The organism is Pseudonocardia sp. (assembly GCF_050246655.1).
Classification (GTDB): Bacteria; Actinomycetota; Actinomycetes; order Mycobacteriales; family Pseudonocardiaceae; genus Pseudonocardia.
Window position 1 is genome coordinate 50,819 of sequence record NZ_JBFWVQ010000024.1, and the last position, 9,411, is coordinate 60,229.

At 74.5% G+C, this 9,411-nt stretch carries 13 protein-coding genes; 4 read left to right on the top strand and 9 right to left on the bottom strand.

Translation table 11 applies throughout. The annotated features are described in order from the left end of the window. Both AB7J25_RS11020 and AB7J25_RS11025 read left to right on the top strand, forming a co-directional pair. A complete protein-coding gene (locus AB7J25_RS11020) occupies positions 1-360 on the top strand; it encodes a spore germination protein GerW family protein (protein ID WP_428507807.1) in 360 nt (119 codons plus the stop codon). Positions 361-395: 35 nt separating this feature from the next. After that, a complete protein-coding gene (locus AB7J25_RS11025; RefSeq protein ID WP_428507809.1) occupies positions 396-1,169 on the top strand; it encodes an STAS/SEC14 domain-containing protein in 774 nt (257 codons plus the stop codon). An 11-nt stretch (positions 1,170-1,180) separates the two neighbouring features. Here the strand turns inward: AB7J25_RS11025 and AB7J25_RS11030 are convergent, their stop codons facing one another. The 5 genes from AB7J25_RS11030 to AB7J25_RS11050 form a co-directional block, all read right to left on the bottom strand. Next, a complete protein-coding gene (locus tag AB7J25_RS11030; RefSeq protein WP_428507811.1) occupies positions 1,181-2,518 on the bottom strand; it encodes a redoxin domain-containing protein in 1,338 nt (445 codons plus the stop codon). After that, positions 2,515-2,997 (bottom strand): hypothetical protein, encoded by a 483-nt coding sequence (locus AB7J25_RS11035; protein WP_428507813.1) that lies wholly within the window; start codon positions 2,995-2,997, stop codon positions 2,515-2,517. Before AB7J25_RS11035 ends, AB7J25_RS11030 begins: the two co-directional genes overlap by 4 nt. 88 nt (positions 2,998-3,085) lie before the next feature. After that, positions 3,086-3,496 carry an ester cyclase gene (locus AB7J25_RS11040; RefSeq protein WP_428507815.1) on the bottom strand — a complete coding sequence of 137 codons (411 nt, stop codon included), beginning with the start codon at positions 3,494-3,496 and terminating at the stop codon, positions 3,086-3,088. Between the two features lie 89 nt (positions 3,497-3,585). Beyond that, complete coding sequence (locus tag AB7J25_RS11045; RefSeq protein WP_428507817.1) at positions 3,586-5,127, bottom strand: HD domain-containing phosphohydrolase; 1,542 nt, start codon at positions 5,125-5,127, stop codon at positions 3,586-3,588. A gap of 110 nt (positions 5,128-5,237) precedes the next feature. After that, positions 5,238-6,197, bottom strand: coding sequence for a DUF389 domain-containing protein (locus tag AB7J25_RS11050; RefSeq protein ID WP_428507819.1), 960 nt, complete (start codon positions 6,195-6,197; stop codon positions 5,238-5,240). A 92-nt stretch (positions 6,198-6,289) separates the two neighbouring features. On the opposite strand from AB7J25_RS11050, the gene AB7J25_RS11055 reads away from it, so the two are divergent. Continuing rightward, positions 6,290-7,033 (top strand): DUF4118 domain-containing protein, encoded by a 744-nt coding sequence (locus tag AB7J25_RS11055; protein WP_428507821.1) that lies wholly within the window; start codon positions 6,290-6,292, stop codon positions 7,031-7,033. A gap of 75 nt (positions 7,034-7,108) precedes the next feature. After that, positions 7,109-7,564: an RrF2 family transcriptional regulator gene (locus tag AB7J25_RS11060; protein ID WP_428507823.1), complete on the top strand. Its 456-nt coding sequence runs from the start codon at positions 7,109-7,111 to the stop codon at positions 7,562-7,564. A 42-nt stretch (positions 7,565-7,606) separates the two neighbouring features. Here AB7J25_RS11060 and AB7J25_RS11065 read toward each other — a convergent pair whose 3' ends face one another. From AB7J25_RS11065 to AB7J25_RS11080, 4 genes are all read right to left on the bottom strand, one after another. Further along, positions 7,607-7,969 carry a cupin domain-containing protein gene (locus AB7J25_RS11065; RefSeq protein ID WP_428507825.1) on the bottom strand — a complete coding sequence of 121 codons (363 nt, stop codon included), beginning with the start codon at positions 7,967-7,969 and terminating at the stop codon, positions 7,607-7,609. 57 nt (positions 7,970-8,026) lie between these two features. Further along, a complete protein-coding gene (locus AB7J25_RS11070) occupies positions 8,027-8,653 on the bottom strand; it encodes a nitroreductase family protein (protein ID WP_428507827.1) in 627 nt (208 codons plus the stop codon). 121 nt (positions 8,654-8,774) lie between these two features. Beyond that, the gene (locus tag AB7J25_RS11075; RefSeq protein ID WP_428507839.1) at positions 8,775-8,876 is read right to left on the bottom strand and encodes a putative leader peptide; all 102 of its coding nucleotides are present in this window, start codon (positions 8,874-8,876) and stop codon (positions 8,775-8,777) included. A gap of 93 nt (positions 8,877-8,969) precedes the next feature. Beyond that, on the bottom strand, positions 8,970-9,411 hold a 442-nt coding region (locus AB7J25_RS11080; RefSeq protein WP_428507829.1), incomplete at its 5' end, for a serine hydrolase.

The following is a 9,411-nucleotide window of genomic DNA, read 5'->3' on the forward strand; positions in this document are numbered from 1 at the left end:
ATGGACGCGACGGAGGTGGTGACCCGTTCCGGCGACGCGCTGACCGTGCGACGCGTGTTCGGCGAGCCGATCGAGCGCGACGGGGTGACGATCGTCCCCGTGGCCCGGATCGTCGGCGGCGGCGGTGCCGGGGCCGGTGAGGGCGGACCCGACGACGGCGGGTCGACCGGTTCCGGCTCGGGCGGGGGCTACGGGCTGGGTGTGCGACCGGTCGGCGCCTTCGTCCTGCGCGACGGGACCGTGACGTGGCGCCCTGCGGTCGACGTCAACCGGGTGATCCTCGGCGGCCAGCTCGTCGCCGTGGTGGCTCTGCTGGTCCTGCGCAGCTATCTGCGGCTGCGTGCCCGCCAGGGCGACTAGGCGGGCGCCGCCCGATCGAGACGGAGGAGGACCCGATGATCGAGAAGCTCGGCGACGTGCCCGATGGCGTGATCGGCGTGCGCGCCAGTGGGACGCTGACCGCGCAGGACTACGCGAGCGTGGTCGACCCCCTGGTGGACGAGTTGACCCGGGAGGGCCGGCGGGGCCGGTTCCTCGTCGAGGTGGCGCCGGACTTCCGCGGCTTGACACCCGCCGCGCTGGTGCAGGACGTGCGGGACGGCGTGCGGGCGATCCGTTCGTTCGACGGGTGCGCGGTCGTGACCGACGTCGCGTGGATCCGGAGGGCCACCGCGGCCGCCGCGGCCGTACTGCCCTACCCGCTGCGCACGTTCCGCGGGCACCAGCGGGCCGCGGCGCAGGCCTGGCTCGTCGCGCTGCCGGCCGGCGGGAACGTCACCGCGCGGCTGGTCCCGGACAGCGGGGTGGTCGTCGTCGAGGCGGCCGGGGCCCTGCGCGTCGAGGACGTGCAGGCGCTGGCCGCGGTCGTCGACCCGTGGCTCGACGAGCACCCGGACCTGCCGGGACTGGTCGTGCGGGCGCCGCACTTCCCCGGGTGGGCGACGCTCGGGGCCCTCCTGCGCCACCTCGGCTTCGTCGGCACGCACCACCGCCGCGTCGGACGGCTCGCGGTCGTCGTCGGCGGTCGGCTCGCGCCGCAGGCGGCGGGCCTGGCCGGGCGGATCGTGCACCCGCAGGTGCGCTGGTTCGACCCTGACGATCTCGATGCGGCCGTGGCCTGGGCGGGGTCGGCCGCGACGGACGATCCGGCCACCCCCCGGTCCGGCTGACGACGAGGAACTCAGTGGGCGGCCAGCCAGGCGAGGACCGCCGCGGCGTGGCGGTCCGGCGGGAACACCGGGTAGAACACGTGCTCGACCCGCCCGTCGTGCACAACCAGGGTGAGGCGCTTCAGCAGGGTCGCGCCCGCGGCCTCGAACGTCGGCAGGCGGAGCGCTCGGGTGAGGCGGCCGTCGACGTCGGACAGCAGCGGGAACGGCAGGTGCAGCCGCTCGGCCACCTCGCGCTGGTAGTCCGTCGTCTGCGTGGAGACGCCGGCGACGGCGGCACCGGCGGCGGTCAGCTCGGCGGCATGGTCTCGGAAGGCGCACGCCTGCGGCGTGCACCCGCGGGCTCCGGGGATGAGGTCCCAGCCGTCGGGTAGGGCCTCTCCGGGCCGCCCCGTCCGGGGATAGGCGTAGAGGACCAGGCGGTGCAGACCCTCCGGCGCCCGGTCGACCCGGACGCTCCCGCCCTGCGTCGAGGGCAGGGCCAGGGGCGGCACGCCGGCGCCGAGCAGGTGGTCCGCCGCGCCGTCGTCGGTCGGCTCCACCAGGCCGTCGGGTAGCTCGTACACGTTCGACATCGACACCTCCCGCGTCGACACCTCCCGCGTCGACACTGCCGCGGACCGGACCCCCTCGCCAGCCCTGTCCGGCACGAGGACGCGCCGCGGGACGGCCACGGCGAGCAGCGGGACCGTGAGGCTGACGGCGGCCAGCAACAGGGAGAACGTCATCACCGACTCCGGCGCGACGGTGACGAGCTTGAAGCTGTCGATCGCGGTGTGCACGACCGCGGGGGCCCACACCGTGTTGCCGCCGGTCTCGTACAGGTACGCCAGCGGCAGCGCCGTCACCGCCGCGACCAGCATCGCGGCGAGCCCGACGGCGAGCCCGGATCCGGCGATGATCGGGATGTGCGTCGCGGCGACCAGCGGCATCGTCGCCACCACCGCCCGCCCGAAGGACCGGCCCTCGCGCAGCCGGGCGAACGCGTAGCCGCGCCACACCAGCTCCTCGGCCAGCCCGTGCATGGCGAACACCCCGACGAGAAGCCACACCCAGCCGGGCCGCAGGCTGAACTGGGCCCCGGTGACGGCCGTCGTGAGCGGATAGACGAGCAGCACCAGCAGCGACACCCCGAACGCGACGCCGAGCGCCCGCGGCGCGGGCCGGCCCAGGCCGACCGCGCGCAGGCCGCCCCGGTGGACGACCATCGCCGCCAGCAGCACCGCACCGAAGATCGCCACCCCGGACGCGCCGGTCGGGTCGAGCTCGGCGAGCCCCGCCAGGACGGCGTAGAGCAGCACGAACCCGAGCAGGAAGCGGGCCCAGCCGCGGGCCCCGCGCACGCTCACCGGCTGAGGTGGGCATAGGCGGCGGCGAGGAACAGGCCGAAGGCGACCCAGGTGAACGCCCCGCGCACCCAGTTCCAGAGGAAGTACCGCCGCCGCACCGCCTCCCACCCGACAGGCATCGTGGCCGGGTCCCAGCCGAGGATGACGGCGTAGTTCGGCTCGGCCAGCAGCCGCGACACGAGCAGCGGCCCGGCGACGGTGCACACCAGCCCGAGGGCGGTGAGCACGAACGGCGCCCCGGTCGGGTCGCCGGCCAGCGCGACGAGGGCGAGGACAGGGAAGACGATCAGACCGATCACCGACACCCAGTTCGTCGGTGACTTCCGAGCGACCGGGAGGAACCGCTGCAGTTCGACGGCGAACTCCCGGCCGTCGAGCGCTGCGTACATCGGGTGCAGCAGGGTGGCGACGGCGAGCAGGAGACCCGACCACAGGCCCGCGAGCACGACCGACAGTCCCAGACCGACCTCGGCGAGCATGGTCGTCCTCCTCTCCCGGGAGCGGAGCCCGTCGCCGTCGACCCTGGTCGGGGAGGTGGGCCCGGGCAAGAGCCGGACGGGCCGTGGATCAGCCGAGCACGCCGAGCTGGCGCAACAGGCCGAGCTGGTCGACCATGCCCCAGTGCTCGACGATCTGCCCGCCGTCGAGCCGCACGATGTCCATGACGTCGAAGCGCACCGCGCGGCCGGTCGGCGCGATCCCCTGGAACTCGCCGGTGTGCGTGCCGCTGAACACCTTGTAGGTCATCACCTTGTCGCCCTCGGCGAGCTGGTCGAGCACCTCGACGCGGAAGTCCGCGAACGCCGCGTGGAACATGTCGAAGATCTGCTCGACCTCCTCGACGCCGCCCTGCGCGTCCGGCTGCAGCGGCGTGCGGTTGACCAGCCGCGGGGAGACCGTCTCCCGGAGGACGATCTTGTCGCCGCCGGTCTGGTACTCGTCGATGAACCGCCGGATGATCGCCTTGTTGTCGCTCATGCCCGCTCCCTGGGTCGGTCCGGCCGGGTCGGCCGGGGGTGCGGCCAAGGGTGGCGCCGCGACGTCGTGGGGCGCATGGGTAGAGCTACCTACCCGCTCGGGAGCAGCCCGTGCTGCATCGCGAACAGGGCGGCACCGGCCCGGCTGGACACCCCGATCCGGGCGTAGACGTCCTGCACGTGGTGCTCGGCGGTGCGCGGCGAGATCGAGAGCGCCTCGCCGATCGCCCTGTTCGACAGGCCCCGGGCCATCAGGCCGAGGACCTCGACCTGCCGCTCGGTGAGCCCCGCCGGGCGGGCTCGACGGGCGCGCGGCGCGCCGTCGGCGGCCGCCAGCACGGCTTCGACGGCGTCCGCGTCCAGCCGGCCCGCGCCTGCCTCCGCCCGCAGCACAGCGGCGGCCCGCTCCGGCGGGTGCGCAGGCCGGTGGGGCCGGTCGGCGCGCAGCGCCTGCAGGACGTCGGCCGCGGCGAGCACCCGGGCGATCGTCGGCAGCTGGGCGGCGGCCGCGCCGCGGTGGTAGCCGGAGCCGTCGAGGCGGTCGTGGTGCATGCCCGCGAGCGGGGCCAGGTCGGCCAGCGGCGCGCAGCGGCGCAGCATCTGCTCGCCGTGGTAGGCGTGCAGCCGCACCTGCGACCAGGCGTCGCTGCCCAGCGGCCCGCAGTGCTCCCAGATGCCGTTGGGCACCGCGACGCGGCCGATGTCCTGCACGAGGCCGGTCCGCCGGGCGAGGGTGACGTCGGCCCCGGCGAGTCCGAGCCGGGCGCAGGCACCCGCCGCGAGCGCGCTCACCCCCGTGCAGTGGCCGTGCAGGAACGGCGACTTGAGATCGACCGCCTCGCCGAAGATCCGGAGGCTTTCGTCGAGCGCCTCGTCAGCCACGACGACGGGCGGCCCGGGGGCCGCGGCGAGCAGCCGGTCGGAGACATCCCCCGCGTCGGTGGCGGCCAGCAGCGCGTCGGCCCGGTCGACGAACGCCGCGGCGAGCCCGGGATCGAGGTAGCCGCCGGAGCGCTGCGCCACCGCCTGTCGCGCGCAGTCCGGCCCGCCGATCCGGTCGAAGAACACCCCGTACCCTGCGACGTTCACCAGGCGCGACACCAGGGAGATCGCCTCGCCGCGCAGGCCCCGCGGGCCGCCGCCGCCGTTCCACCACTCGAAGTTGTCCAGGAGCCCGGCCTGAACGCTCGCGCTCAGCCCGAGCCGCGCCGCGATCACCGACGCCACCTCGCAGTTGGCGCGCCGGTACCCCTCGGTCAGCGCCCTCGAGTGCAGGAGCGCCGATCGCACCGTCCGCAGCCGCTGTCCCCGGGGCGCTTCCCGGGTGATCGTCGGCAGGTAGCCGAGCAGGACCTCGCGCGGCCGGGTGAAGTCCGTGGCCAGGCTCGTCCGCTTGACCGAGGTCTCGTCGGCGAACAGCAGTGCCGCCTCGTGCGAGTACGCGGTGCAGCCGATGTGCTGCAGCAGCGCCGCATGCAGCACGTCGGCGACCTCGGGCTCGGCGCACCCCTGCGACCGGGCCAGCTCCAGCGCGACAAGGGCCGTCCGCGCCGCCTCACCCGCCGGCAGCCCCATCCCCAGGTCGGCGATCGCCGAGAACCCGGTCAGCAGCTCGGCGAGGCGGACGCGCACCTGCGCATCCTCACGGTGCGGTGCGCACTCGTCCAGGTTCCGGCGTCCCGAGCCGCGCTGGCGGCCGCAGCGATCACCGGATCGCGGGACCGGGACGGCCGGTCGCAGGCTCACCCGCCGCGCAGCCGCGCGGTCAGCCGTGCGCGATAGCGGGAGACCCGTGCCCAGACGGCCTGCTCGACGGCGAGGGTGAGCCAGCCGGCGACCGCCATGCCGGACAGGTTGATCACGAGCTGGAGCAGGCTTCCCCGGATCTCGTCGCCGAGCCCGAAGGCGATCCCGAGAGCGATGTTGGCCGCGGCGGGGATCGTCGTGACTGAGATGAACACGCCGGACAGGGCGCCGACCCGGGCGGACGTGAGGGCCAGGACGCCTGCCGATGCGGCGATGAGCGCGACCAGGAAGGACCAGCGGTCGGGCGTGTAGATGAACCCGGTCCCGGGCCGGGCGGCGGTGACGTCCCCGACGGTCACCCACCCGAGCCCGCGCCCGACCAGCGCCGCGAGCGTGGTGACGAGGATGGCGACGGCGAACCCGAACGCCAGCGTGCGGGCGGCCGCGACCAGCAGCGATCCCCGCCTCCGTACGAGCGCCACACCGAGCGCGGCGACGGCGCCGAACTCCGGGCCGATCACCATCGCGCCGATGACGAGGATCTGCGAGTCGAGCACGATCGCGATCCCGGCCAGCAGCGTCGCGAGGCTGAGCAGGCTCAGGAACGTCCAGTTGGTCTCGGAGTCCTCGTAGGCCTGCTGCGTGACGTCGGCCCAGACGACGCTGTCGGCACCGCTTCCGGGTGCGAGGTGCTGGGCGGCGAGGCCGGCCTGGGAGATCCAGGTGCGTACCGGCTCGATGTGGATGCTGCCGTACGTGGGCAGCTCCAGCTCCCGGAGCCGGTCGACGACGTCGTTGGCCGCCTCGCGGGCGACGCAGGCGAGCACGAGGTCGCCGTCCGGGCGGATCGACGCACCGCGCAGCACCGCGAGCTCGCTGACGGCCGGGTCGGCGGTGAGGACGTCGAGGACGGGCGGCGTGAGGTCCGGCGGCGAGGTGATCCTCAGACGCAGCATCAGGGCAGTGTGCCGTGGCGGCCGGGCCGAGAGCCGTCAGGATCGCGTCAAGATCCTTGCTGCGGGCCGGACCCCGGCGGTGAGCTGGTGTGGTGAGCGACCGGAGGAACGCCGTGATGCGCACCGTCGCGGTGGCGGGGCCGGTCGGCGTCGCCGCCGGGGCGGCCCTGCTGCACGGCGTGCTGGCGAACACGAGCGCCGCGCTGGTGCTGGTGCTGGTGGTCGTCGCGGTCGGGGTCGCGGGCGACCGGACGGCCGGGGTGCTCGCCGCGCTCTCGGCCGCGGCGGCGTTCGACTTCTTCCTGACCGAGCCCTACCACCGGTTCGCCATCCTCGACCGGGTCGACGTCGAGACCGCGCTCCTGCTGCTGGCGATCGGTGTCGCGGTCACCGAGATCGCCCAGTGGGGCCGACGGCAGCAGGCCCGCGCGCAGCGCCGGGAGGGCTACCTGACCGGTGTCGCGACGGCCGCGCGGTTGGCCGCGGACGGCACACCGGACCACGATCTCGTGGCCACCGTCGAACGCATGATCACCGACGTGCTCGATCTCGACGGGTGCCGCTTCGACCCGACCCACGCCCGGCGCACCGACCGGCCGGTGCTGGGCCGCGACGGCACGGTCGTCTGGCACGGACGCGTCGTGGACGTCGAACGCGACGGGTTGCCGACGATGGACACCATCGAGCTGCCCGCCGGTCGCCGCGGCACGAACGGCCGGTTCCTGCTCGTGGCGAGCTCCGGAGTCCGCCGCCCCGACCTCGAGAGCCGGCTCGTCGCCGTCACGCTGGCCGAGCAGGTCGACGCCCCGGTGCGCGCCGCCGAACCCGACCGATGAGGGCGGGCCGGCTCCTCGGCCGGCCCCGGGGCGGGTGCGCGGGCCGTCCGCCGGCCGGGATGGTCCAATGCACGCGTGCGGGTCTCAGCCAAGGCAGACTACGCGGTGCGCGCCGCCGTCGAGCTGGCACGCACCCCGGACGAGCACCGCAGCGCGGAGTCCATCGCCCAGGCTCAGGACATCCCGACCAAGTTCCTCCAGAGCATCCTCTGCGACCTCCGCCGATCCGGGATCGTGGCCAGCCGCCGCGGCGTCGACGGCGGCTACCGCCTCGGCCGCCCGCCCCGGGACACCACCGTCGCCGACGTCGTCCGCGCCGTCGACGGACCGCTGGCCACCGTCCGCGGCGAACGCCCCCAGGACCTGCACTACCCCGACGGCGCCGAGACCCTGCGAGCGCTCTGGGTCGCGATGCGCGCAGGTGTGCGCGGGGTCCTGGAGAGCGTCACCCTCGCCGACCTCGCGGACCATCGACTCCCCAGCAAGGTGCGCCGGATCGTCGACGACGACGACGCCTGGCACAACCACTGACGCCGCCGACTCTGCTGACTCTGCTGCCTCTGCAGCCGCCGGTCAGGCGTAGTAGTCGTTCCCGCGCGAGAACTCCACGAACCGGCAGGCCACCTCACCGACCGTCCAGGCGTCGTGGCCGGGCGGAAGCAGCATCACGTCGCCCTCCGCGAACTCCTCGGTCGAGCCGTCGGCCATCTGGACGGCGATGCGCCCGTCGAGCACGAGCGCGACGTGCGGGAGCTCGCACAGCTCGGTGCCCGCGTAGGCCTTGAGGTCGTTCGACCACCGCGCACCCGGCGCGAAGATCACCTCGGTGACGCTGACGCCGTCCAGCTCGGCGGTCCGCTTCGAGATGAGGCCGTGCACATCTCTGTCGACCGACGCCAGCGTGGCCTTCTGCATCGACGGGTTGAAGGTTCCCATTCCGTGTCTCCTCCGGGCCGTGCAGGCGGAGGCGCCGCCTGCGTCGCGGATCTCGCCTCACCAGCGGTTGACGTGCAGCACGTTGTCCAGGTCGGCGCGCGGGCCCGCGCGGAAGTCCGTCCCCTTCGTGTAGGCCACCGGCAGCAGCACGCCCTGGCGGACGCCTGCCGGGACGCCGAGGATCTCGGCCGCCTCGCGCTCGTAGCGCAGGTGCAGCGTGGTCCACGTCGTGCCCAGCCCCCGCGCCCGCAGCGCGAGCGCCAGCGACCACGCTGCGGGCAGCACCGACCCCCACAGGCCCGCCTGGTTGCCGGGAGGCAGCTCGCCCTCGTCCACCGTGATCGCGCCGATGACCAGCACCGGGACGCGGTGCATGACCTCACGCAGGTAGATCGAGCTGGACATGATCCGGGCGCGAGCCCCGTCGGCGGGCTCGGGCGCACCGCGGTAGGCCTCGCGGTGCGAGCGGGCGTAGAGCTCGGCGATCCGCTTCTTCGGCTCGTCGTCGGTGAGCACGATCCAGTGCCAGCCCTGCCGGTTGCTCCCCGACGGCGCCTGCAGCGCCACCTCCAGTGCCTCGCGCACCACCTCCAGCGGCACCGGGCGGTCGAGGTCGAGCCGCTTGCGCACGGCGCGGGTCGTGGTGAGCAGCTCGTCAGGCGTCAGGGGGAGCAGGTCGGTCATCGTCGGTCTCCGGTCGCTCAGGGGCTGCGCGCCCCGCCGCCCGCACGCACGCGGGAACGGACCGGGGCTGGGACGGTCCTTGGGCGCGGCCTGCCGTGCACGGGACGGCGGCGCGCGCCGTTCAGCGGGGACAGAGCGCGCTGGAGACGCGACGGAGATCGACGTGCCTGCGGGTGTGTGCCGTGACCCGGCCGTGGCGGCGCCACGTCACCGCCCACCTCATGGCGTCCACGCTCACCGCTCTCCCGCTCCGGCGTCGCACGAAACGTAGGCAGCCCGGCGCAGAGCTGTCAACGCGGCCACGGCGGCGTCGGCCTCAGCCGGGCAGCGTCGCGGGCTCCGCCGCGAGGCAGCGGGCGATGACCGCGCAGTAGGCCGCGGAGACCTCGGAGCCGATCACGCCGGGCTGCATCTGGTTCATCACGTAGCTGATGGTCGTCCGACGCTCCAGGTCCATGATGATCAGCGAGCCGCCCCAGCCGCCCCAGAAGCAGACCTTGCCCGCCGGCACGAAGGGCACACCGTCGGGCTCGGGGAGGCCGTAGCCGATACCCCACCGCAGCGGGAGGCCGAGGAACAGGTCGGGGCCGTGCGCCTGCTCCTCGAAGATCAGCTCGATCGTCTCGGGACGCAGGAGCCGGACGCCGTTCGTCTCGCCGCCGAGCGCCAGCGCGGACAGGATGCGGGCGACCGACCGCGCGTTGCCGTGGCCGTTGGCCGCGCCGATGTCGGCCCGCAGCCACCCGGGCGTGTTGGCG

Bases quoted from the DNA above. Each gene is read 5' to 3' on its own strand.
- AB7J25_RS11075 (WP_428507839.1), bottom strand. From the start codon at position 8,876: ATGAGGTGGGCGGTGACGTGGCGCCGCCACGGCCGGGTCACGGCACAC.
- AB7J25_RS11070 (WP_428507827.1), bottom strand. From the start codon at position 8,653: ATGACCGACCTGCTCCCCCTGACGCCTGACGAGCTGCTCACCACGACC.
- AB7J25_RS11020 (WP_428507807.1), top strand. From the start codon at position 1: ATGGACGCGACGGAGGTGGTGACCCGTTCCGGCGACGCGCTGACCGTG.
- AB7J25_RS11035 (WP_428507813.1), bottom strand. From the start codon at position 2,997: ATGCTCGCCGAGGTCGGTCTGGGACTGTCGGTCGTGCTCGCGGGCCTG.
- AB7J25_RS11065 (WP_428507825.1), bottom strand. From the start codon at position 7,969: ATGGGAACCTTCAACCCGTCGATGCAGAAGGCCACGCTGGCGTCGGTC.
- AB7J25_RS11025 (WP_428507809.1), top strand. From the start codon at position 396: ATGATCGAGAAGCTCGGCGACGTGCCCGATGGCGTGATCGGCGTGCGC.
- AB7J25_RS11040 (WP_428507815.1), bottom strand. From the start codon at position 3,496: ATGAGCGACAACAAGGCGATCATCCGGCGGTTCATCGACGAGTACCAG.
- AB7J25_RS11050 (WP_428507819.1), bottom strand. From the start codon at position 6,197: ATGCTGCGTCTGAGGATCACCTCGCCGCCGGACCTCACGCCGCCCGTC.